We start from the raw sequence: 24,242 nt of genomic DNA on the forward strand, positions 1-24,242 counted from the left end.
TGGCTTGTTTACTAATAGAGTTTAAACTTTCATCAGGAGAGCATTATGGCCGTTACTAATGTTGCTGAACTTAACGCACTGGTTGAACGTGTTAAAAAAGCACAACGCGAATACGCCAATTTCACTCAAGAGCAAGTAGACAAGATTTTCCGCGCCGCCGCGTTGGCCGCTGCCGATGCCCGCATCCCGCTGGCAAAAATGGCCGTAGCCGAATCGGGAATGGGGATTGTTGAAGACAAAGTCATCAAAAACCATTTCGCCTCCGAATACATCTATAATGCCTATAAAGACGAAAAAACCTGCGGCATCCTTAGCACTGATGAGACTTTCGGCACCATCACCATCGCCGAACCAACAGGATTAATCTGCGGCATCGTCCCAACCACCAACCCAACATCTACGGCCATTTTTAAAGCGCTAATTAGCCTGAAAACCCGTAATGGTATTATTTTCTCACCACATCCCCGCGCGAAAGATGCAACCAATAAAGCCGCTGATATCGTACTGCAGGCCGCGATTGCAGCCGGTGCGCCAAAAGATATTATCGGCTGGATTGATGTCCCTTCCGTCGAGCTTTCTAATCAACTGATGCATCACCCGGATATTAATCTGATCCTCGCCACCGGTGGCCCGGGCATGGTGAAAGCCGCTTACAGCTCCGGAAAACCAGCCATTGGGGTGGGTGCGGGCAACACACCGGTCGTGATTGATGAAACGGCCGACATCAAACGTGCTGTGGCGTCGATTTTGATGTCCAAAACCTTTGATAATGGCGTTATTTGCGCATCCGAGCAGTCGGTTATCGTGGTTGACTCGGTTTATAATGCCGTTCGCGAGCGTTTTGCCAGCCATGGCGCCTACCTGTTGCAGGGCAAAGAACTGAAAGCGGTTCAGGACATCATTCTGAAAAACGGTGCGTTAAATGCCGCTATCGTAGGTCAACCTGCGGTGAAAATTGCCGAGATTGCCGGCATCACTGTGCCACCGGACACCAAAATTTTGGTTGGTGAAGTGAAACTGGTCGACGAATCTGAACCTTTTGCCCATGAAAAACTGTCTCCTACGCTCGCAATGTACCGCGCGAAAGATTTCGAAGACGCGGTCAGTAAAGCGGAGAAACTGGTGGCGATGGGCGGTATCGGTCATACCTCCTGTCTGTATACTGACCAGGATAATGAACGTGAACGCGTGAACTTCTTCGGCGACAGGATGAAGACAGCACGTATTCTGATCAACACCCCGGCATCACAGGGGGGGATCGGCGACCTGTACAACTTTAAACTCGCACCATCGCTAACGCTGGGCTGTGGTTCCTGGGGTGGCAACTCCATTTCTGAAAATGTCGGACCTAAACATCTGATCAACAAGAAAACCGTGGCTAAGCGAGCAGAGAATATGTTGTGGCATAAACTTCCCAAATCCATCTACTTCCGTCGCGGTTCCCTGCCTATTGCTTTGGAAGAAGTGGCTACCGATGGTGCCAAACGCGCGTTTATCGTGACCGACCGCTACCTGTTTAATAACGGCTATGCCGATCAGGTGGTGACCGTGTTGAAATCACACGGTATCGAAACGGAAGTGTTTTTCGAAGTGGAAGCCGACCCAACGCTGAGTATTGTGCGCAAAGGGGCGGAACAGATGAATTCCTTCAAACCTGATGTGATTATCGCCCTGGGTGGTGGTTCACCGATGGATGCCGCTAAAATCATGTGGGTGATGTACGAACATCCGGAAACCGCTTTCGAAGAACTGGCACTGCGCTTTATGGATATCCGTAAACGTATCTACAAGTTCCCGAAAATGGGAGTGAAGGCCAAAATGATCGCCATCACCACCACTTCCGGCACCGGTTCTGAAGTGACACCATTTGCGGTCGTCACCGATGATGCCACCGGTCAGAAATACCCTCTGGCCGACTATGCTCTGACCCCGGATATGGCCATTGTTGATGCCAATCTGGTAATGAACATGCCTAAGTCTCTGTGTGCTTTTGGGGGGCTGGATGCGGTGACCCATGCGCTGGAAGCCTACGTCTCAGTACTGGCCAATGAATATTCTGACGGTCAGGCGTTGCAGGCACTGAAACTGTTGCAGGAAAACCTGCCAGCCAGTTACAACGAAGGTGCTAAAAATCCGGTCGCCCGTGAACGCGTGCACAATGCGGCGACTATCGCGGGTATCGCTTTCGCTAACGCCTTCCTGGGGGTTTGTCACTCAATGGCCCATAAACTGGGTTCCGAGTTCCATATCCCACACGGGCTGGCTAATGCTCTGCTTGTCAGTAATGTCATTCGCTACAATGCGAATGACAACCCGACGAAGCAAACCGCATTCAGCCAGTATGATCGTCCGCAGGCACGCCGCCGCTACGCTGAGATTGCCGACCATTTACGCCTGAGCGCCCCGGGCGACCGCACCGCACAAAAAATTGAAAAACTGCTGCTGTGGCTGGAAGGACTTAAAGCTGAACTGGGTATTCCTAAGTCTATCCGTGAAGCCGGTGTTCAGGAAGCCGACTTCCTGGCGAAAGTCGACAAACTGGCGGAAGATGCTTTTGATGACCAGTGTACTGGCGCTAACCCTCGTTACCCACTGATTGCCGAGTTGAAGCAAATCATGCTCGATACCTTCTATGGTCGCGAGTATTCCGAGCCTTTTTCCGATGTCGCCATCGCGGTTGAGACGAAGAAAGTGGAAAAGAAAGTTAAAAAGTAAAGTAGTGATAATAAAAAACCCGCCAAAGGCGGGTTTTTTATTATGTCCAGCTGTAAGAGAATATAACAAACATCTACAATTGTATTTGTGATGGACTGGCAATTCTCGGGCGGGTGAAATAATACATTATCGGCATGACCTGCCAGCCTGTTTATCCCTCACGCTCACCATGCACTGCCCGTATGCACCCCTGCTCTATTGCCATCTTGTAATGCTTGCGACAAACCGAAACATAACGCTCATTACCACCGATAACAACTTGTTCACCATCTTTAAAAGGTGCGCCTTTTTCATCCAGCCTTAATACCATCCCGGCTTTCCTGCCACAGTGACACACTGTTTTTAATTCAACCAGCTTATCGGACCATGCCAGTAAATACCGGCTTCCACCGAATAATTCCCCACGAAAATCAGTACGCAGACCATAACACAGCACCGGTATATCGAGATTATCAACAACATCAGATAATGCCTTGACCTGATCTCGGGTGAGGAATTGGCATTCATCGACCAGCACGCAGTGAACGGGTTCACGTTGATGCTCAGCATTAATTTCAGCAAAAAGTGCAGTATTGTTATTATACAATTTAGCGGGAGAAGAAAGGCCAATGCGTGAACTAACCTTACCAGAACCAAAGCGATTATCGATTTCTGCGGTATAGACCAGCGTGCGCATACCGCGCTCCTGATAGTTATATGATGACTGTAGTAAGGCGGTGGACTTACCCGCGTTCATCGCGGAATAATAGAAATAAAGCTGGGCCATCAGGCTTCACTCCAGGGAAAAGGTGATATCAGATTGAGAAAAATTGTACCACAGTTCCACATCAGCAGGAGGACGGAATGACATCGATAAATGACATTTAGTGGTCATAAAATCACAAACAACCCTGCCAATAATGGTTAACTTTTCGTAAAGTTATCCAGCCAATACTTAAAGAATTCTTTTTTATAACGATAATTATTATGCTGGTATTGTAAGTTATCGATACATGTTATCTGCATCCAGATGCGACAGAATGATAAAGGATTTTATTCGGAAAATGTTAATTCCTCGTCATGTTAATAGTCATTCTGCTGAATCACCTGGCGAATGCTTAGTTATTCTGAATTCCTTACAAAATTAACTATTGCAGTTCGTATTGCCGCACTCTATTATTATCAGGCAGAACAATCCCACTCCCATTATAATTTTTGAGATCAGGAATATGAGCGAAGCACTTAAAATTTTGAACAACATCCGTACACTGCGTGCACAAGCACGAGAATGTTCTCTGGAAACTCTGGAAGAGATGCTGGAGAAACTGGAAGTTGTGGTTAATGAACGTCGTGAAGAAGAGAGCCAGGCTCAGGCTGAAATCGAGGAGCGCACCCGCAAACTGCAGCAATACCGTGAAATGCTTATCGCTGACGGTATCGATCCTAATGAATTGCTGTCCGCTACCGGAACGGTCAAAGCACAAGGGAAAACAAAACGCGCTGCCCGTCCGGCTAAATATAAATACGTTGATGAAAATGGTGAAACCCGGACCTGGACTGGTCAGGGCCGTACTCCCGCTGTGATTAAAAAAGCAATTGAAGAACAAGGTAAACAACTGGAAGATTTCATGCTGTAATCCTGCCGACTGGTACTGGCAAATTCCCCGTCTCTGTGATGGGGTTTTTATTTACGACGCCCTATTCTCATCTGTACCCCATAAAAAGAAAGTCATTCTCTCTTCCTGTTTATTTACCGGCCATCAAACCTGATAAAACGAACGGTACCAATTGACGAAACGTGCAATCCCTTCATCAACACGGGTCTGAGGTCTGAATCTAATAGCGTTATACAACGCGGTCGTATCCGCACTGGTGTCCAGTACGTCCCCCGGTTGCATTGGCAGCATATTTTTGTTCGCGGTTATCCCCAATGCCTTTTCCAACGCGGCAATATAATCCATTAACGTCACCGGATGACTGTTACCGATATTATAAATCTGGTAGGGCGCAGAACTGGTCGCCGGACTTCCCTCTTCTACCGTCCAGTTGGCATCTGGTTGCGGAATAACATCTTGCAGTCTGACAATCGCTTCGGCAATATCATCAATATAAGTAAAATCACGACGCATCTGACCATTGTTATACACATCGATCGGCTCTCCAGCGATCATTGCACGGGTGAATTTAAACAGTGCCATGTCAGGTCGCCCCCATGGTCCATACACCGTAAAAAAGCGCAAGCCTGTGGTTGGGATGCCGTAAAGGTGCGAATAAGTATGAGACATCAGCTCATTGGCTTTCTTGGTCGCGGCATACAGTGAAACTGGATGATCCACTGAATCATCAGTAGAGAATGGCAATTTACGGTTAAGACCGTAAACCGAACTGGAGGACGCATACAGCAGGTGACCAATCTTATTGTGACGACATCCTTCGAGAATGTTCAGATGGCCAATCAGGTTAGCATCAGCATAAACCAACGGATTATCCAGCGAATAACGGACCCCCGCCTGAGCGCCCAAGTGAATAACCCGCTCGAATCCACCCTCACAAAAGAGTGTGGCTATCCCTTCTCTGTCGGCAAGATCCAGCCGAATGAAGGTAAATGCGGAATACGGTTTAAGTAAATCAAGGCGGGCCAGCTTGAGTTTGACATCGTAGTAATCATTCAGGTTGTCGATGCCGACAACCTGGTGACCGGCGTTGAGCAAGCGTTCCGCTACATGGAAGCCTATAAATCCCGCTACGCCAGTCACCAGAAATTTCATACTACCCTCGTCAATTATGCAATTTGAATAGAAGCACCACGGCCGATTGCATAATAAACAAAACCGCGTTTGCTGAGTCTCTCCGGATCATACAGGTTACGACCATCAAAAATCACGGGTTCTTTCAGCGCATGTTTAATGACGTCAAAATCCGGTGCGCGGAAATTCTGCCATTCAGTACAGATAACCAACGCATCAGCTCCCTGTAACGCGGCTTCTTTGGTCCCCATCAACTTCAGATCGCTGCGGTTGCCATAAATGCGCTGAGCCTCGTCCATGGCTTCCGGATCGAAAGCCTGAACGCTGGCGCCCGCCTGCCACAGTGATTCCATCAGCACACGGCTTGAAGCTTCACGCATATCATCGGTATTGGGTTTAAATGACAACCCCCACAGCGCAAAGGTTTTGCCCTGAAGATTATCGCCAAAATGACGTTTAATAAAGGTTGGCAACTTCGTTTTCTGTGCGTTGTTGACATCCTCAACCGCTTGCAGCAAACGAGGCTGGTAACCAATTTGTTCAGCCGTGCGAATCAACGCCTGCACATCTTTCGGGAAACATGAACCACCATAGCCGCAGCCAGGATAGATGAACGAGTAACCAATACGGGAATCAGAACCGATACCCTGACGCACTTTCTCGACATCCGCACCCAGGCGCTCAGCCAGGTTGGAAATTTCATTCATAAAGCTGATTTTAGTCGCCAGCATACAGTTAGCGGCATACTTGGTCAGCTCAGCACTGCGAATATCCATCAGGATCATGCGATCGTGATTACGGTTAAACGGTTCGTACAATTCACGTAACAGTTCAACAACGTCTTCATTGTCCGTCCCCACCACAATACGCTCAGGACGCATGCAGTCAGCCACTGCCGCACCTTCCTTGAGGAATTCCGGATTAGAGACCACATCAAAGGGAATATCCGCACCGCGTGCTTTCAGTGTCTCGCTCATCACCGCGCGAACACGATCAGCCGTGCCGACAGGAACGGTCGATTTATCGATAACGACTTTATGACCGTCCATATGCTGTGCAATAGTACGCGCGACGGCAGTAACATATTTCAGGTCCGCAGACCCGTCTTCATCCGGCGGCGTACCCACAGCGATAAACTGCATAACACCGTGCTTCACGCCCTCTTCCGCGTTGGTGGAAAATTTGAGTCGGGCCGACTCATAATTCTGCATCACCAGAGGCGTCAAACCCGGTTCATAAATAGGAATGATCCCTTTCTTTAAATTCTCGACTTTATTTTCGTCGACATCGATGCAAAGAACGTCATGCCCGACTTCGGCCAGAACCGCAGCCTGAACCAGACCAACATAGCCGATACCAAATACGGTGACTTTCATTGAATTGTCTCGGTTAGAAATTGAATTTATTTTTTATTGCCAACAGTGCCTTCCAGCCACGCTTTAAAATCGCTGCCTAACGTATCATGACGCACTCCGTACTCGACAAAAGCCTGCATATAGCCCAGTTTATTACCGCAATCATGGCTCACGCCTTTCAGGTGATAAGCTTCAACGGTCTCTTTATCCATCAGCATCGCGATGGAGTCGGTCAGTTGGATCTCATCACCCGCACCTGGAGGCGTCTTAGCCAGCAGTGGCCAAATATCCGCCGACAGTACGTAACGCCCCACAACGGCCAGGTTAGAAGGGGCCTTATCCGCTTTAGGCTTCTCAACCACACCCACCATCGGGGCGCTCTGTCCCGCGCTCAGCTCAGCACCCTGGCAGTCAACCACACCATAGGCCGTAACATCGTCAACAGGCTCTACCATTATCTGGCTGTGACCGGTTTCATCAAAACGACGCATCATCTCGGCCAGGTTATCTTTAGCCAGGTTTGATTCATACTCATCAATGATCACGTCTGGCAGGATAACGGCAACCGGCTCGTTACCGACCACTGGGTAGGCACACATGACCGCATGACCCAGACCTTTCGCCAGGCCCTGACGAACCTGCATGATGGTGACATGGGGTGGACAAATCGACTGGATCTCTTCAAGCAACTGACGCTTAACGCGTTTCTCCAGCATCGCCTCCAGTTCAAAACTGGTATCGAAGTGGTTTTCAATAGAGTTTTTAGATGAGTGCGTGACCAGCACAATCTCATTGATCCCTGCAGCGATACACTCGTTAACGACATATTGAATTAACGGCTTATCGACCAGCGGCAACATTTCTTTCGGAATGGCTTTGGTCGCTGGCAGCATTCGCGTTCCCAAGCCCGCTACCGGGATAACCGCTTTTTTTACTTTGGACTTATAGGCAGACATCTAAGTACCTCTCTTTAATAGGTCGTTCAAGCTATTACTTGATATGTCGAGTTAAAAAACGCCTTGAGTATATCAGTGGAAGCTTGAAGGATTTATCCTGAATAAACCATTTCAACGTAAATTAAGACTATTACCTAAGTGTAAAACTTATCACTGGCCCTGTCTTCCCGGTCCAGTGATAAAATAAGACGGGATGCTCAATTCGTGGACAACATCAGGCGCAATCTGCCTCCGGCGCCCCATACCTGGCATTGCCAGGCGTCGCATTTCTGGCTGACCTGATTAAGATGTGTACTGCCTAACGTGCCAAGAGGAACACCATTACTGAGTTGTATTTGATGAGAATTAATAATCAGCGTGGCATTGAGTCCCGCAGAGACCAGAACCAGATTTTTTAACCCCTGGTGATAGTAACCCACCAATAAAGGGAACTGACCTTGTAGATTCGCCTGACGCAAAAGTAGATTGACCTGTTTTAACAATCCATTTAATTCCGGCAGGCGCTGCGCCTGACCCGACAATTGCTCCTGTAACAATCCATTAAATAATGCGCGCAGTAATAATGCGGCAAGAACGCCATTATCTCCCGCCCTCGTGACATCTAAACAATAAAACGCCAGATCATTTTCAGAAAGTGCCGCCACATCCAGTACCAGTCCGGGTTGCTCCGCCATAGTTAACTGGCGATAATTAATACGGCAATGGGCAATGGTCTGCTGAACCGGGGGCTGGAGCTGTTTAAGCAACTTAGCTGCCGCCTGCGGATCACGAACCAGCGCATCCCAGTCCTGAAAGAGTTGCTCGTCTTCTTCAACTTTAGAGGTAAACATTGATGGGTACAGACATTCGTAAACCACTTCACGCAGACGTCCAAGATCGTTGAGTGGTTTGAGCAATACATCCTGCACACCAAGACGCAGGACTCGGGCGATATCCGCCATATTTTCCGTGGCAGAGATGACCAGGACAGGAATGACGTTACCATGGCTACGCAGATGCCCGACCAACTTGATACCATCCATGCGCGGCATCGCCAGATCACAGATTATCAAATCATAGGAATGGTATTTCATCTTCTCAAGGGCCTGAAGCCCATCATCTGCCAGTGTGATAACCGCACCAAGCGAATCCAAAAAGTTATCCAGCAGAGAGCGGAAAACGATTTCGTCTTCAACGATCAGAATGTGTTTTCCACCTAATGGTTTATCCATTATCCCCCCCTGTACGCCGGATAACACAATAGTGGCTCATAAACCACAATTGCGCCTCTTACATTTACCTGATGTACGATCATTTCCCACCTGACCATTCTTGTTGACGGACCAACAGGAGAAGTTCATCCATCTTCTTCTCCACCGCGAGCTTTCCTGCTTCTATAGCTTCTTCCGCCCGATGAAAATCCAGCGTGGAAATCTGTGGACAAAATGGTTGGATCAGCACATCGGGTGGGTCACCCGCCATGCGGCTACGCTTGACGCGGTTCTCCAATACCTGAATAGAGGTAGACATAATTTCCATCGCGCCTGGCGTCTGATTGACCTTACGCTGCGAGACTCTGGCCAGACTCTGTTTCAGCCTGCCGCTCCAACTGTTTACCGCTATCGTGGATTCATCCTCCCCGGTGTCTGTGGACTGAGGCGTTACGGACAACAGTTCCTGCTGCATCAAGTGGGCATCGTGTTGGAGATCTACCGCAATAACAATATCAGCGCCAAGCGCCCGGGTTAAGGAGATGGGAACAGGATTGACCACCGCACCATCGACCAGCCAGTAGCCATTCCACGCGACGGGCGCCAACAGGCCTGGCATACTACATGAAGCCCGGACAGCCTGATGTAAATCGCCCTCGGTAAGCCAGAGCTCCCTGCCAGTACTGAGGTTGGTCGTGACCACGCCAAATGGCATAGCGCATTGCTCAATCAGGTCATGTTTTATCAACCAACGGACATGATTGAAGACACGCTCTCCCCTGAGCAACCCTCCCCGGCGCCATGAGAAATCCATCAAGCGGATGACATCCCAGTAGCTGAATGAACGAACCCAGTTTTCCAACAATGACATACGATGACTGACACAGGCTGCGCCAACAAGCGCACCAACAGAACATCCGGCCACCACATCGACCTGAATTCCAGCCTTTTCCAGCGCATTGATTACGCCAATATGCGCCCATCCCTTGGCTGCACCGGACCCCAGTGCCAGTCCTATTTTAACCTGTCTCATTCAACCTCTGGTATTTGCCTGACTAACGAATGGCATCATTAATCCCTCTCAGTTACCATGACGCCCAAACAAACTTCAATGACCAAATACCCCAGGAGCTAACGTGTCAAACTCTTGCCCATGCTGTAGCGGATTGGAGTATAGCCTATGTTGCCAACCCTATCTAAACAGGGTGGCGGTTGCGCCCTCACCGGAAGCGTTAATGCGCTCCCGCTATACGGCTTATGTCCGCCAGGATGCGGATTACCTGATACAAACCTGGCATCCTTCTTGCGATGCACAACGTTTTAGCCCCAGTATTAAGCAGAGTTTTACGGCAACGAACTGGCTCAGTTTACATATTCTCACTACGGATGTATCGCCAGATAAACCGGAGGGGTTTGTGACATTTTTTGCCCGTTTCTCTGAAAACCAACGAGAAAGCTTTATTTATGAACGTTCCCGCTTTATTCAACAAGAGCAACACTGGTATTATATTGACGGAATATACCCAGAAATTGGACGTAATGATCGGTGTCCATGTGGCTCCGGCAAAAAATTTAAGAAATGCTGCGGCCAGTAACGGCCCCATCTGATCACCAGTTGCTCGACAGGATTACCACCGCAATGCAAGCGCAAACACTGCAACGAAAAGTTTTACGGACTATTTGCCCGGACGCAAAAGGCCTGATCGCTAAAATCACCAATATTTGTTACAATCACGAACTGAATATTGTACAAAATAATGAGTTTGTCGATCATCGTACCGGACGCTTTTTTATGCGTACTGAACTGGAAGGCATCTTCAACGACAGTACGCTCCTCACCGATTTAGACGGCGCGTTGCCTGCGGGTGCTATCCGTGAGCTGAATCCAGCGGGTCGCCGTCGTATCGTTATTCTGGTCACCAAAGAAGCCCATTGTCTGGGTGACCTGCTGATGAAAAGCACCTATGGCGGACTGGACGTAGAGATCGCCGCCGTCATTGGCAACCATGAAACGCTGCGCACGCTGGTCGAACGCTTTGATATTCCGTTTATCCTGGTCAGCCATGAAGGCTTAACCCGTGAAGAACACGATAACAATATGGTGAGGGAGATTGATCGCTATCAGCCAGACTACGTGGTGCTCGCCAAATATATGCGCGTGCTAACCCCCGCTTTTGTGCAGCGTTATCCTAATCAGATAATCAATATTCATCACTCGTTCCTGCCAGCCTTCATTGGCGCTCGCCCTTACCATCAGGCTTACGAACGTGGGGTGAAGATCATTGGCGCAACCGCTCATTACGTGAATGACAACCTGGACGAAGGACCGATCATCATGCAGGACGTGATTCATGTTGATCACACTTATACCGCGGAAGATATGATGCGCGCGGGTCGTGATGTTGAGAAAAACGTTCTGAGCCGTGCCCTGTACCAGGTGCTGGCGCAACGGGTATTTGTCTACGGCAACCGTACTATTATTTTATAAACGCAAACGACTGCTGTTTTGCCCGACAAAACAGCAGTTAGCATAAAAAAACATCAAACGATATGCCTGCGCGAAATCCTCGCTTTACAGTCTCAGTTCATTTGATATGATGCGCCCCGCCTGAGTGATCAGCAGCGAGGCTGGGATGTTTTAGCCAGTCCGTATTGCCCCATGGTGGGGTTCCCGAGCGGCCAAAGGGAGCAGACTGTAAATCTGCCGTCATCGACTTCGAAGGTTCGAATCCTTCCCCCACCACCATCATTATTCATCTGTATGACCGCGCCAGGCGAGCGTATTTCACTCCCCCCACAGGACGTAGATTTTCCCCATCAGGGTCAACATAACGTGATGCTGTACTGCCATTATCACTCGCGTCAACAAGCCATCTTTCAGTTTTAGTTCCACTTCACATCTGCTACTATCCGCCACACTTTTTCCTCGCAAAGTGGCCGACGAAATGAAATTTGTTTCTTTTAATATCAATGGGCTGCGTGCCCGCCCTCATCAACTTGCCGCCATCATTGAGCAGCACCAACCAGACGTTATTGGTCTGCAGGAAACGAAAGTTCACGACGACATGTTCCCACAGGAAGAGGTCGAGAAACTGGGTTACAAGGTGTTTTTTCATGGGCAAAAAGGTCACTATGGTGTAGCGCTGCTCACTAAAGAGCAGCCGGTTAGGGTAAGTCGGGGCTTCCCTGGTGATGATGAAGATGCCCAGCGTCGTCTGATCATGGTGGATATCCCCAGCCCGAAGGGCAATATCTCCGTCATTAACGGTTACTTTCCTCAAGGGGAAAGCCGTGACCATCCCACCAAATTCCCGGCTAAAGAGAAATTCTATCGTGATCTGCAAAACTATCTTGAGCAGGAACAAAAAGCCGACAACCTGCTGCTGATCATGGGCGATATGAATATTAGCGCAACTGATCTCGATATTGGCATCGGAGAAGAGAATCGCAAGCGCTGGTTACGCAGTGGAAAATGCTCATTCCTGCCGGAAGAACGTGAATGGATGGCGAGTCTGATGAACTGGGGACTGGTAGACACCTGGCGGATGCAGCATGCGGACGTCAATGATCGTTTCTCATGGTTTGATTACCGCTCGAAAGGATTCGATGACAACCGTGGGCTACGGATAGATCTGCTGCTGGCCAGTTCCCCCCTCGCCAGGCATTGTGTCGCGACCGGTATCGACTACGATATCCGCGGAATGGAAAAACCGTCTGACCATGCGCCAGTCTGGGCGCAGTTCAGTTTCTGACCACGCTGGCTGAACGCAGGCGAAGGCATGACACAGCTTCGCCTGCCTGACTGACGCCCCATTATTCAGTTTTCCTGGTTTTTTTCGCGGTTGTCACTTTGCGTCGGGGTTCCGCCGCCGGCAGCCCACGAAATACGTGTTCGGTGGGCTGCACTCGCGCCTGATCAATCAGACTATGCAACGTCTCAATCAATGGCTGCATAAAATCCTGGTAGCGGCATTGTTTTTCACTGATTTTAGTCAGTGTGGACTCCCAGTGCGCCGTCATGTCCGGTCGCGCGGCCATCTCTGGCAGCGCGTGGATCAGTGCTCGCCCGGCTGGGGTTGCATGAATATACCGCCCTTTCTTGCTCAGGAACGCACGTTTAAACAGTAATTCAATAATTCCGGCGCGTGTCGCCTCAGTGCCCAGGCCATCGGTCGCTCGCAGGACTTTCTTTAAATCTTTGTCCTGTACGAAGCGGGCAATGCCCGTCATCGCTGATAACAGAGTGGCATCGGTAAACGGACGCGGCGGCTGAGTTTGCTTTTCCATCAACTCACCCCGCTCGCACAACAGTTCATCGCCTTTTGTCACCACCGGCAACGGCGTGCCATCATTTTCCTCATCACGTTCCTTGCTGCCCAGCAACGCCCGCCATCCCGCCTCAGCCAAAAAACGCGCTTTAGCGACAAACTTGCCACCCGCGATATTCAGCTCAATAACGCATTTGCGATAAACGGCATCGGGACAGAACTGCATCAAATACTGGGTGGCGATCAGACGATAAATGTTGTTTTCATTCTCGCTCAGCCGGATTGGATTACTGCGCGCTGTCGGAATGATCGCGTGGTGCGCATCGACTTTTTTATCATCCCAGCAACGATTTTTCCGATCGACATCGAAATCCGCTGGCGGGTTCAAATCCGGCTGATGGGCGTTTATCGCATTTAAAACCGCCTGTCGGCCGACAAAATGCTCCTCCGGCAGATAGCGGCTATCCGAACGTGGATAGGTAATCAGTTTGTGCGTTTCATAGAGTTTCTGGCAAGTATCCAGTACCGTCTGCGCACTGAGGCCAAAGCGTTTCGCCGCTTCGATTTGCAGGCTCGACAGCGAAAATGGTAGCGGAGCCGTGTCGTTTTCGCGCTTATCATTGTAGCGGGTAACCATCGCTGGCTGCCCGCCAATGCGTCCCACGACATGATCCGCCAGCGAACGATGCAGCAAGCGCCCTTCCTCATCCTGATAAGGTTCACAGGCGTCGCTTGGCTGCCAGAGTGCGACAAAACGCTCCTGTTGCGGCGTGACAATGTGCGCTTTGACCTCAAAGAAGTCTTTCGGCACAAAATTCTCAATCTCTTCATCGCGCCGCACGACCAGTCCCAATACCGGGGTTTGCACCCTTCCCACCGAGAGCACACCATCGTAACCCGCATTACGTCCGAGCAGCGTATAAGCCCGTGTCATATTGATCCCGTACAGCCAGTCGGCTCTCGCCCTGGCCAGCGCGGAAACACATAAAGGGATAAACTCGCGATTCTCACGCAGACGCCCGACAGCCCGTTCGACAGCCGAGGGATTGAGGTCGTTAATCAAGCAACGCAATACCTTTTCACGCTTCTCCGGCGGCAGCGCCAGATAATCCAGCACTTCATCCACCAGCAATTGTCCTTCACGATCAGGGTCACCCGCATGAATCACTTCGCTGGCCTGCTCAAGCAACCCTTCGATCACCTTGAGCTGTTTCGCCACCGAGGGCCGCGGTTGCAATTGCCATTTTTCCGGCACAATGGGTAAATCGGCCAGCGACCAGCGGGAAAAACGGCTGTTATAGCGGTCCGGTTGCGCCTGTTCCAACAAATGCCCCACGCACCAGGTGACCATATGATCGCTACCGCAGACGATATAGCCATCGCCCCGACGATGTGGTTTAGGTAAAACATCCGCGATGGCGCGGGCGAGGCTGGGTTTTTCGGCAATGAACAAACGCATCCGGCAGTGACTTCCTTCAAGGTTTAGCAATGTCATGGTAGCGTTTTTGTCAGGCAGAGGTAAGGCTCTCACCGACTGTTCGCTCAATATCCCGACAAATTGCTGCGCGGGACACAACCCTGCCGATTATGCAGAGGTTTGTCTTTCAGAAATAACTGACAAACGGTGCCGTTTCCGCAGGAAGGACGGTGGTGGAAGTTTTCAGTTGCGGCGTACCGAGGTAAAGAAACCCGACGATAGCATCCTGTTCCCGACAGTTAAAAGCCTGGCGTACGGTTGGGTGCTCCGTCCAGATGCCACTGCGCCAGATACCGTTGAAGCCCTGGGCCAGCGCCGCCATTTGCATCGCCATAACCGCACAGCCAGCGGAAACCATCTGCTCCCAGCGGGGAACCTTGGGGTGCGCTTCACAATGGGCGACCACCGTGATAATCATCGGTGCTCTGAACGGTGATTGCTGCGCTTTTTCTATCGCTTTATCGTCCATACGATCATGCCGCGCGGCGGTTTCCAGCAGCGTGCTGAAACGGTCACGTCCTTCCTTTTCGATAATAATGAAGCGCCACGGTTGCAACGCCCCGTGATCCGGCGCGCGCATGCCAGCACGCAAAATATTTTCCAGCGCCGCTCCTGCCGGTGCAGGTTCACTTAAACGCGATGCAGAACGACGGTTAACCACTAAATCCAGTGCATCCATAATTAACTCCTGGTAATCATTTTCATTTGGCCGAAACTAGCACAGGATGATGATTTGTTACAGCATTGCAATTTTTCCTGCTGACAATTTTCCTCCTGCTATTTAGGATGTGTCTATCAACTATCCGCTTTGCGTCGTCTGTTTTTTTAACCGATGGGCGCTACAGGCTTTTTTTATCGCGATTATGGAGAGCATATGCGCATCTTGTGGCGAGCGATCGCTGGTTTTTTTAAATGGACATGGCGACTACTGAATTTTGTTCGAGAGTTTATCCTTAACCTGTTCCTGGTGTTACTGATCCTCGTCTGTATTGGGATCTACTTCCAGTTCAGTAAATCCAACGCACCCGTTGAACCACAAAAAGGCGCATTGATTGTCGACTTGAGTGGCTCGGTAGTGGATAAGCCTTCGGTCAGTAATAAACTCAACAGGATTGGCCGCCAGTTACTGGGCACCAGCAGCAACCGCCTGAAGGAAAATTCGCTCTTTGATGTAGTGGATGCCATCCGTCAGGCTAAAGATGATGCCAATATCACCGGTATGGTCCTCGACCTGCGCGATTTCACTGGAGCCGATCAGCCTTCCCTGCAGTATATCGGCAAAGCACTGCGTGCATTTCGCGACAGTGGTAAGAAAATTTACGCCACTGGCGACAGCTATAATCAGGCGCAATACTACCTTGCCAGTTTCGCCAATAAAATCTATCTCTCCCCACAGGGAACGGTCGATCTGCATGGTTTCGCCACTAACGGGCTTTACTACAAAACCTTGCTGGACAAGCTGAAAATTAGCTCGCATGTGTTCCGGGTTGGCACTTATAAATCCGCGGTAGAGCCGTTCCTGCGCGATGATATGTCACCTGCGGCACGAGACGCTGATAGTCGCTGGATTGGCGAGTTGTGGCAGAATTATCTCAACACCATCGCGGCTAACCGCCAGATTACCCCAGAGCAGGCGTTCCCGGGTGCTCAGGCGATACTTGTCGACCTGCAGAAAGTCGGCGGTGATACCGCTCAGTACGCGAAAGAGCATAATCTGGTGGATGAACTGGCTTCCCGCGCCGCGGTGGAGCAACAGATGAGTAAAATCTTCGGCTGGGATAAAACCGCAAATGATTTCAACGGGACCAGCATCTACGATTATCAAGTGAAGGATAATGATGCCACCGACGGCAACATTGCCGTGATCATGGCCAGCGGCGCGATCATGGACGGCGATGAAACCCCCGGCAGCGTCGGCGGTGATACCACCGCGATGGAAATTCGTCAGGCGCGCCTGGATCCTAAAATCAAAGCCATTGTGTTTCGCGTCAACAGCCCTGGTGGCAGCGTGACCGCCTCAGAAACAATTCGTGAAGAACTGGCTGCGGCGAAAGAAGCCGGCAAACCCGTGGTGGTGTCGATGGGAGGTATGGCGGCATCAGGTGGCTACTGGATCTCCACCCCGGCTAACTACATTATCGCCAGTCCAAGTACGCTGACCGGCTCAATCGGTATCTTCGGCGTGATCAACACCGTTGAGAATACGCTGGACACCATTGGCGTGCATACCGATGGCGTCGCCACCTCCCCACTGGCTGATGTGGCGACCACCAAGGCCCTGCCGCCGGAAGTTCAACAGATGATGCAATTGAGCATTGAAAATGGCTACAAGAACTTCCTGACCCTTGTTGCTAACTCGCGCGGCAAAACACCTGAGCAAATTGATCAAATTGCCCAGGGGCATGTCTGGACCGGTAGCGATGCCAAAGCTAATGGTCTGGTGGATGCGCTTGGTGACTTCGATGATGCCGTAGCGAAAGCGGCAGCACTGGCAAAACTGTCGCAATGGCAGTTGAACTGGTATCAGGATCAACCGAGCTTTATTGATATGTTGTTCAGCCAGATAGACGCATCGGCCCGGGCTGCGCTGCCAGATGCGCTGAAAGTGTACTTGCCCGCTCCCATGCTCGACGTCATGGCGGCAATGAAAAACCAGCCAGGATTGTTTGATAACCTCAATGATCCACAGAATCGCTATGCGATGTGCCTTACCTGTGGACAGGTAAAATAACGTAACACACAGCCCGGCGTCTGGTCGGGCTGCTTTTCCCTGACTTTCCCCTTATACTTCTACTTCCGCTTTTTCGGCTAGTCTGAGTCACTCAATGCATAAAAAATCAATTTACGTCGCCTATACCGGCGGAACCATCGGCATGCAACGTTCCGACCATGGTTATATTCCGGTATCAGGACACCTGCAAACCCAGTTAGCGAACATGCCTGAATTCCATCGAGCCGAAATGCCGGACTTCACTATCCACGAGTATCAGCCGTTAATCGACTCGTCGGATATGACCCCACAGGACTGGCAATCAATAGCGGATGATATCCGCGCCAACTACGATCATTACGATGGTTTTGTTATCCTGCACGGTACAGACACCATGGCGTTCACCGCCTCTGCGCTCTCCTTTATGCTGGAGAACCTGGCCAAACCGGTCATCGTGACAGGGTCACAAATCCCTCTGGCGGAACTGCGCTCTGACGGGCAGCAAAATTTGCTGAATTCACTGTTCGTTGCCGCTAACTATCCAATCAACGAAGTCGCCCTGTTCTTCAACAATACCCTGTATCGCGGCAACCGGACGACCAAGGTCCATGCGGATGGTTTCAACGCTTTCTCCTCACCTAACCTTGCGCCGCTGCTGGAAGCCGGGATCCATATTCGTCGTCTGAATACCCCGTCAGCCCCCACCGGCCAGGGTGAGTTAACCGTGCATAGCATTACCCCGCAGCCGATCGGCGTGGTGACACTCTATCCCGGTATCTCGGCGGATGTGGTAAGCAACTTCCTGCGTCAACCGGTCAAGGCCCTGATCCTGCGCTCTTACGGCGTCGGCAATGCGCCGCAGAACCCGGCGTTCCTCAAAGAATTGCAAGAAGCGTCAACCCGCGGCATCGTCGTGGTTAATCTGACACAATGTATGTCGGGTAAGGTCAACATGGGCGGTTATGCCACGGGTAACGCGCTTGCCCTGGCCGGCGTGATCAGTGGCTATGATTTAACCGTGGAAGCGGCATTGACCAAGCTGCACTTTCTGCTCAGTCAGAATTTGACCCGCGAACAAATACGCCAACAAATGCAGATCAATCTGCGTGGTGAACTGACCCCGGACGATAAGTGAGAGAGCGATAATGACCCCCCAACAAGCGTTGCTGCTGATTGATTTACAAAATGACTTTTGTCCCGGTGGTGCCCTGGCGGTCCACCAGGGCGATGAGGTTATCGCCATTGCTAACCCGTACGCTGCCGAGTTTTATCAGCGCGGTCAGCCGGTTATCGCCACGCTGGACTGGCATCCCGCTGACCACGGTAGTTTTGCTTCCAATGCCGGGCAGACGGCAGGGACTCAGGGAGAACTGGACGGGTTGGCTCAGGTATGGTGGCCCGATCACTGCATCCAGCATAGTACTGGCGCGGAACTTCATCCGGCATTGGCGCAACGCTGGATTAGCGATCGGATTTATAAGGGGCAGGATGTGAAGGTGGACAGTTACAGCGCCTTCTTCGATAACGGACACCGTAACCAGACCGCGCTGGATCAGTTACTCAAAAACCGTGGTATTACCGCGCTGACGGTGATGGGACTGGCAACAGATTACTGCGTGAAATACAGTGTACTGGATGCGCTGGCGCTGGGATATGCCGTCACTGTCATTTCTGCTGGTTGTCGGGGGGTGAATCTGAAGAACGGGGACAGCGAGCAGGCGCTGGCTGATATGGCCGCTAAAGGCGCTGTCATTCTGTGATCTCTGCCGTTCCTGACCCTTGCGGGTATCCTTGCCCCTCACGCAATAAACCGGAATACGGGGCCACTCCGGCCCTTTTTAGCGTCCATTATTCCTGGAGGAATTTTACTGTAGCCGGAGATGAGTGACGTTGTCATCCGCAATACCGAACTCTTCCTTCAGTTGCTTTTTACTTTTCATTACCAACTCGCCTCCCTTCCCTACACTCATGTGCTGAGGCTGCTCATTATGACGCGCCTGCCAGAGCATCACCAGTTGCAGGCTATTTTCCTTCTGTTCGGCGGTCAGCGCCACACCGTCCGCCCATTTACCGGTTTCGACCGCAGTAACCAGACGCTGGTATATTTCCGGCGTCATGGCGGCTATCATGTGATCCAGTTCCATCGCCACTACCCTTTAATATTATTGCCATCATTGTCGGTGAAACTTAACGAGGCGGAGTTAACACAGTAGCGCTCACCGGTTGGCTGCGGACCATCAGGAAACACGTGCCCAAGATGGGCATCGCAGTTGCTGCAACGGATTTCGAGCCGCTGCATTCCGTGTGAATTATCTTCAATATATTTTATAGCGTCATCTTGCCAGGGTTGGTAAAAGCTTGGCCAGCCACAGCCAGAATCGTATTTGCTGGTTGAAAGAAACAGCGGCGCATTACACACCAGGCAGTGATAAATCCCGTCCTCTTTGTTATGCAGCAGTTTGCCGGAGAAAGGCGGTTCGGTGCCACGATGTTGCGTCACATAGCGCTGCATTTCGTTTAGCGCGGTTTCTGAGATTTGATGCTTAAGGTCATTAGCCATTTTACGACTCTCGGCGGGTGATTCTGAAAATATCAGCTATTATTCTAACAAATACTTAACAAGGTCAGGAGGTTTTTACCTCCTAAATGATACCTTAAACTGACCCGAAGATGAAAATGTGACCCAGATCACTCATTGGATTCGTCACCCCTTTATATTCGGACAGAGAGACCCAATATCAACGTTTCGTCGCCATCATGGAAGGCGCTTCCAGTGCAATAATTCCTGCTTCACGGTTTGATTTGCCGCAACGATTGAAGCGATTCCGCTTGACGTCTGATAAGGTTTTTGTAATTTTACAGCCAACTTTTTATTCACTAACAACAGCTGGTGGAATATATGACTATCAAAGTAGGTATCAACGGTTTTGGCCGTATCGGTCGCATCGTTTTCCGTGCTGCTCAGCAGCGTTCTGACGTTGAAATCGTCGGTATCAACGATCTGCTGGATGCAGAGTACATGGCTTACATGCTGAAATATGACTCTACTCACGGTCGTTTCGACGGCACCGTAGAAGTTAAAGACGGCCACCTGGTTGTTAATGGCAAAACCATCCGTGTTACCTCTGAGCGTGATCCGGCTAACCTGAAATGGAATGAAATCGGTGTCGATGTTGTTGCTGAAGCAACGGGTATCTTCCTGACCGATGAAACAGCACGTAAACACCTTGAAGCGGGTGCCAAAAAAGTCGTTATGACCGGCCCTTCTAAAGATGCCACGCCTATGTTCGTGATGGGCGTAAACCACAAATCTTACGCGGGTCAGGAAATCGTTTCTAACGCTTCTTGTACCACTAACTGCCTGGCACCGCTGGCAAAAGTCATCAACGATAAATTCGGTATTGTTGAAGCACTGATGACCACGGTTCACGCCACTACCGCTACGCAGAAAACCGTTGACGGTCCATCTCACAAAGACTGGCGCGGTGGCCGTGGCGCATCGCAGAACATCATTCCTTCATCTACCGGTGCAGCTAAAGCAGTAGGTAAAGTTATCCCTGAGCTGAATGGCAAACTGACCGGTATGGCATTCCGCGTACCGACACCTAACGTTTCTGTCGTTGACCTGACTGCTCGCCTGGCTAAACCCGCGTCTTACAAAGAAATTTGTAAAGCTATCAAAGACGCCTCTGAAGGTGAAATGAAAGGCGTACTGGGTTACACCGAAGACGAAGTGGTTTCTACCGATTTCAATGGCGAAGCACTGACGTCTATCTTTGACGCCAAAGCGGGTATCGCACTGAGTGACACGTTCGTAAAACTGGTTTCCTGGTACGATAACGAAACAGGTTACTCCAATAAAGTGTTGGATCTGATTGCTCACATCGCTAAATAAGCGCCGTGAACTGACTCTGAGGGCGACGACTGGTCGCCCTTTTTTTTCGCTAAAGGAAAGTTTTCTGATGAACGAAAAAATTTTTTCACTTCCACTGGTCAACCCAATAACGCCTTATCTTTCGCAACGTAACATCGGCGACCTGCCGGTGCTGGTGATTGTCCATCCCAATGTCCGGGCCGCCGTCGCGTTGCAGGGTGCCCATCTGCTCGCCTGGCAGCCCCGTGGTGAAAAACCGGTCATCTGGTTGAGTGAGAAAACAGCCTGGCGGACAGGCAAGGCAATTCGCGGCGGCGTCCCCATCTGCTGGCCGTGGTTTGGGCCAGCGGGCCAGCCTGCGCATGGTTTTGCCCGTAGTCTGCCGTGGACCCTTTCCGCACATGATGAAAATGCACAAAGCGTGGCGTTGACGCTGAAGCTGGAAAGCAATGAACAAACCCAAAAACTGTGGCCCCATGACTTTACCCTGTTCGCCCACTTCCGCTTTAGCGACCGCTGTGAGATTGAGCTGGAGGCCCACGGAGATTATGAAGCCACTGCCGCCCTGCACAGCTACTTCTGTGTTGAAGATATCACTGGCGTGGAAGTCAGCGGACTGGGCAACCGCTACATTGATAAAGTGAATAACGGGGTTATCGCTACCTCAGATGCTGGCCGACAAACTTATCCACAGCGTATTGATCGCATTTATACCCAGCCGGAAGCCTGCTCGGTCATTACCGATAAGGCCGGAAATCGGACGCTGGAAGTTTATCATCAGCATAATAGTGACGTTGTCACGTGGAATCCCGGCGCAGAATTGTCATGCAGCATGGATGATATGGCCGATGATGGTTACAAAACGATGGTTTGCGTTGAAACTGCGTGCATTTCCACACCGATGAAAAGTGTCAGCGGCAGCCCCTCACGCCTGGCGACCACAATTCAGATCGGTAAAAGAGCCTGATACCTGCAGGCGGCGGGAGACCGGAGATCGGGCCCCCGCATTGCGTCCGCCCCCGATGCCGTGGGCAGACCGTTCCATGCGCTGTCGTTATCACCTTTTCCTCTCGCGGGTGTATCCTGCAGGCACGATCTTTTCTGTGAAGGTCGTGTCTCAAACTACATCCAGCGGCATTTTACTTTCAGGCGGTGGGAAAGCCTGGTTGATCAGCACCAGATCTTCCGCGTTTAGCACAACCTCCAGCGCTGCCGCATTTTCCGCCACATGCTGTACGGAACTGGCTTTCGGGATGGCAATGACCCCGTCCTTGCGAATAACCCACGCCAACAATAACTGCGCGACACTGATGCTCTTTTGTTGTGCAATCTGTTGCAGGAGCGGATGCGTCATCAGTTCACGCCTTAACCTGCCGCCCTGAGCCAGCGGACAATAAGCCATCACCGGGATCTGCCACTGCTGACAAGCCGGGATAAGATCATATTCGATCCCGCGCGAGGCCAGGTGATAAAGCACCTGATTAGCAGCACAGGCGTGACCGCCTTCTTCAGCCAACAATTCCGCCATGTCATCTCGGTCGAAGTTCGAGACCCCCCAACGCAGAATTTTCCCAGATTGTTGCAACGATTCCATGGCCGTGATGGTCTCTTCCAGCGGTACATTGCCACGCCAGTGCAAGAGATACAGGTCGAGGTAATCGGTCTTAAGGCGGCGCAAGCTACGTTCGCAAGCCGCCATCGCATCCACCGAACCCGCATTCCAGGGATAGACTTTAGAGACCAGCCAGGCTCGGTCTCTACGCCCTTGCAGTGCTTCGCCGACCACTTCTTCCGCGCCTCCCTCGGCATACATTTCAGCGGTATCAATCAGCGTCAGTCCCTGATCGAGCCCAAACTGCAATGCGGCCACCTCCTGTCGGCGCTGACTGGCGTTTTCTCCCATGTACCAGGTCCCCTGGCCAATCGCCGGTAATACACTGTCGCCACTCAATCTCACCGATTTCACCATTGAGTCCTCCTGCACCATTTCAGGTCGCCACTATTATGCAAAAGGGCGCAAAGCGCCCTTTTTTGGTGCATTAAGCCGTGTTTAATTAAAAAGTGTAGCTGAGCCCGGTCCAGACGGAGGCCTGTGAGCTCTTGCTTACCATCGGGCTGTCTTTCACTTCGCTACTCAGACGGGTGTAACGTCCCCCCACCGTTGCATTCCAGCTCCGGTTAATAGCCCAGTTCGCCGTCAGTTCCAAATACGGGTTCCAGCTATCACCGGCCTTATAGTGTTCAAGTCCACTACGGCGTGATTCCGCATACGATACACCATAATAATAGTCGTTCTGATTTGAACTATTGTACTGGACACCAATCCCCGGTATCAGGCTGAAAGCCCCCTGCTGAAAACGGTAAAGGTAGGCCATATCCCCCAGGAAACCATCGCTGTTATCCAGCATGTCGCCAGCAATCATCGTACGCACAATCCCCCACTCAGCGACATGCCGATATGCCAGACCGCCCATCATAGTCATGCGTCGGTTATCTAACTGTTTCAGCTGTCTGTTGTTCGTGTCGCCCCGTTTAAAATTCTGCGACGAACCTAAAATCGTCAGTGAAAGCTGGTTTGCAGGGTCTTTCCACAGATAATATCCCCCCTGCAGACCGTGGATGTAAAAGCTATCGCCGTCATAATTAATATTTGGGAATGGCAGGTAGTGATCATCTCCGCCTTTATAGGGACTTTGACTGTAGATAACCGCCGCCCCCACACCTAAAGGTGCAGCCTGCGCAACAACAGAAGAACACCCCACAGAAAAAAGTACAGCAAGCGCGCTAACTTTGAAATAGTTCACAATTATTCACCCCAATAGATATAACAATTAACGCGGGCATTCTAACCGCCTGAGCCACTTTTGGTTAAGCATTAACACGGGCTTGATCTTGACCCACCATCTCCAGACCGCTTTTGTATCTTAAGTTAACGATGCCCGCTGGCGTCGGTATTCCCTCGGAGAGCGAG

General features: G+C 50.8%; 23 protein-coding genes and 1 tRNA gene. 11 read left to right on the forward strand and 13 right to left on the reverse strand.

The genetic code is table 11. From position 1 onward, the window contains the following. Window positions 1-45: 45 nt before the first annotated feature. Window positions 46-2,715 (forward strand): bifunctional acetaldehyde-CoA/alcohol dehydrogenase, encoded by a 2,670-nt coding sequence (adhE, locus tag EH228_RS01515; protein ID WP_152319936.1) that lies wholly within the window; start codon window positions 46-48, stop codon window positions 2,713-2,715. Window positions 2,716-2,866: 151 nt separating this feature from the next. Here the strand turns inward: adhE and tdk are convergent, their stop codons facing one another. Further along, window positions 2,867-3,481, reverse strand: a complete 615-nt coding sequence (gene tdk, locus EH228_RS01520; RefSeq protein ID WP_152319937.1) for a thymidine kinase — start codon at window positions 3,479-3,481, stop codon at window positions 2,867-2,869. 442 nt (window positions 3,482-3,923) lie between these two features. Between tdk and hns the strand changes: the two genes are divergently transcribed. Continuing rightward, on the forward strand, window positions 3,924-4,331 hold the full coding sequence (gene hns / locus EH228_RS01525) for a histone-like nucleoid-structuring protein H-NS (protein ID WP_152319938.1): 408 nt from the start codon (window positions 3,924-3,926) through the stop codon (window positions 4,329-4,331). Window positions 4,332-4,454: 123 nt separating this feature from the next. Here the strand turns inward: hns and EH228_RS01530 are convergent, their stop codons facing one another. The 5 genes from EH228_RS01530 to rssA form a co-directional block, all read right to left on the reverse strand. After that, window positions 4,455-5,462, reverse strand: a complete 1,008-nt coding sequence (locus tag EH228_RS01530) for an NAD-dependent epimerase (protein WP_152319939.1) — start codon at window positions 5,460-5,462, stop codon at window positions 4,455-4,457. Window positions 5,463-5,476: 14 nt separating this feature from the next. Then, a complete protein-coding gene (locus tag EH228_RS01535) occupies window positions 5,477-6,817 on the reverse strand; it encodes a UDP-glucose dehydrogenase family protein (protein ID WP_152319940.1) in 1,341 nt (446 codons plus the stop codon). A gap of 26 nt (window positions 6,818-6,843) precedes the next feature. Next, window positions 6,844-7,752 (reverse strand): UTP--glucose-1-phosphate uridylyltransferase GalU, encoded by a 909-nt coding sequence (gene galU / locus EH228_RS01540; protein ID WP_152319941.1) that lies wholly within the window; start codon window positions 7,750-7,752, stop codon window positions 6,844-6,846. Between the two features lie 197 nt (window positions 7,753-7,949). Further along, entirely contained in the window at window positions 7,950-8,963 is a 1,014-nt protein-coding gene (rssB, locus tag EH228_RS01545) for a two-component system response regulator RssB (protein ID WP_152319942.1), read from the reverse strand. Window positions 8,964-9,042: 79 nt separating this feature from the next. After that, window positions 9,043-9,975 (reverse strand): patatin-like phospholipase RssA, encoded by a 933-nt coding sequence (gene rssA / locus EH228_RS01550; protein WP_152319943.1) that lies wholly within the window; start codon window positions 9,973-9,975, stop codon window positions 9,043-9,045. Between the two features lie 103 nt (window positions 9,976-10,078). On the opposite strand from rssA, the gene EH228_RS01555 reads away from it, so the two are divergent. From EH228_RS01555 to EH228_RS01565, 3 genes are all read left to right on the forward strand, one after another. Next, window positions 10,079-10,537 carry a YchJ family protein gene (locus EH228_RS01555; protein WP_152319944.1) on the forward strand — a complete coding sequence of 153 codons (459 nt, stop codon included), beginning with the start codon at window positions 10,079-10,081 and terminating at the stop codon, window positions 10,535-10,537. A gap of 44 nt (window positions 10,538-10,581) precedes the next feature. Further along, window positions 10,582-11,430: a formyltetrahydrofolate deformylase gene (purU, locus tag EH228_RS01560; RefSeq protein ID WP_152319945.1), complete on the forward strand. Its 849-nt coding sequence runs from the start codon at window positions 10,582-10,584 to the stop codon at window positions 11,428-11,430. A 173-nt stretch (window positions 11,431-11,603) separates the two neighbouring features. Beyond that, window positions 11,604-11,688 (forward strand) — tRNA-Tyr (locus EH228_RS01565). Window positions 11,689-11,727: 39 nt separating this feature from the next. Here EH228_RS01565 and EH228_RS20615 read toward each other — a convergent pair. Further along, window positions 11,728-11,859 carry a hypothetical protein gene (locus EH228_RS20615; protein WP_275065348.1) on the reverse strand — a complete coding sequence of 44 codons (132 nt, stop codon included), beginning with the start codon at window positions 11,857-11,859 and terminating at the stop codon, window positions 11,728-11,730. A gap of 28 nt (window positions 11,860-11,887) precedes the next feature. Here EH228_RS20615 and xthA point away from each other — a divergent pair, with 28 nt between their 5' ends. Next, on the forward strand, window positions 11,888-12,694 hold the full coding sequence (xthA, locus tag EH228_RS01570; protein ID WP_152319946.1) for an exodeoxyribonuclease III: 807 nt from the start codon (window positions 11,888-11,890) through the stop codon (window positions 12,692-12,694). Between the two features lie 61 nt (window positions 12,695-12,755). Here the strand turns inward: xthA and EH228_RS01575 are convergent, their stop codons facing one another. Continuing rightward, window positions 12,756-14,669, reverse strand: a complete 1,914-nt coding sequence (locus tag EH228_RS01575) for a DNA topoisomerase III (RefSeq protein ID WP_152319947.1) — start codon at window positions 14,667-14,669, stop codon at window positions 12,756-12,758. 145 nt (window positions 14,670-14,814) lie between these two features. Next, a complete protein-coding gene (locus tag EH228_RS01580; protein ID WP_152319948.1) occupies window positions 14,815-15,366 on the reverse strand; it encodes an NAD(P)H nitroreductase in 552 nt (183 codons plus the stop codon). Window positions 15,367-15,561: 195 nt separating this feature from the next. Between EH228_RS01580 and sppA the strand changes: the two genes are divergently transcribed. From sppA to pncA, 3 genes are all read left to right on the forward strand, one after another. Next, the gene (sppA, locus tag EH228_RS01585) at window positions 15,562-17,418 is read left to right on the forward strand and encodes a signal peptide peptidase SppA (protein ID WP_152319949.1); all 1,857 of its coding nucleotides are present in this window, start codon (window positions 15,562-15,564) and stop codon (window positions 17,416-17,418) included. A gap of 94 nt (window positions 17,419-17,512) precedes the next feature. Beyond that, window positions 17,513-18,532: an asparaginase gene (gene ansA, locus EH228_RS01590; RefSeq protein ID WP_152319950.1), complete on the forward strand. Its 1,020-nt coding sequence runs from the start codon at window positions 17,513-17,515 to the stop codon at window positions 18,530-18,532. A gap of 10 nt (window positions 18,533-18,542) precedes the next feature. Beyond that, on the forward strand, window positions 18,543-19,157 hold the full coding sequence (gene pncA, locus EH228_RS01595) for a bifunctional nicotinamidase/pyrazinamidase (RefSeq protein ID WP_152319951.1): 615 nt from the start codon (window positions 18,543-18,545) through the stop codon (window positions 19,155-19,157). Between the two features lie 105 nt (window positions 19,158-19,262). Here pncA and EH228_RS01600 read toward each other — a convergent pair whose 3' ends face one another. After that, entirely contained in the window at window positions 19,263-19,541 is a 279-nt protein-coding gene (locus EH228_RS01600; protein ID WP_152319952.1) for a YeaC family protein, read from the reverse strand. A gap of 5 nt (window positions 19,542-19,546) precedes the next feature. Next, window positions 19,547-19,957, reverse strand: a complete 411-nt coding sequence (msrB, locus tag EH228_RS01605; RefSeq protein WP_152319953.1) for a peptide-methionine (R)-S-oxide reductase MsrB — start codon at window positions 19,955-19,957, stop codon at window positions 19,547-19,549. 339 nt (window positions 19,958-20,296) lie between these two features. Here msrB and gapA point away from each other — a divergent pair, with 339 nt between their 5' ends. Together gapA and EH228_RS01615 are read left to right on the forward strand one after the other, a co-directional pair. Further along, window positions 20,297-21,292: a glyceraldehyde-3-phosphate dehydrogenase gene (gene gapA / locus EH228_RS01610; RefSeq protein WP_152319954.1), complete on the forward strand. Its 996-nt coding sequence runs from the start codon at window positions 20,297-20,299 to the stop codon at window positions 21,290-21,292. Window positions 21,293-21,359: 67 nt separating this feature from the next. Next, a complete protein-coding gene (locus tag EH228_RS01615; protein ID WP_152319955.1) occupies window positions 21,360-22,238 on the forward strand; it encodes a D-hexose-6-phosphate mutarotase in 879 nt (292 codons plus the stop codon). A 150-nt stretch (window positions 22,239-22,388) separates the two neighbouring features. On the opposite strand, the gene EH228_RS01620 is transcribed toward EH228_RS01615, so the two are convergent. Together EH228_RS01620 and EH228_RS01625 are read right to left on the reverse strand one after the other, a co-directional pair. Further along, window positions 22,389-23,240, reverse strand: a complete 852-nt coding sequence (locus EH228_RS01620) for an aldo/keto reductase (protein ID WP_152319956.1) — start codon at window positions 23,238-23,240, stop codon at window positions 22,389-22,391. 85 nt (window positions 23,241-23,325) lie between these two features. After that, a complete protein-coding gene (locus EH228_RS01625) occupies window positions 23,326-24,075 on the reverse strand; it encodes a MipA/OmpV family protein (protein ID WP_152319957.1) in 750 nt (249 codons plus the stop codon). Window positions 24,076-24,242: the final 167 nt, after the last annotated feature.

The sequence above is a fragment of the Erwinia endophytica genome, from assembly GCF_009295515.1.
Lineage (GTDB): Bacteria > Pseudomonadota > Gammaproteobacteria > Enterobacterales > Enterobacteriaceae > Erwinia > Erwinia endophytica.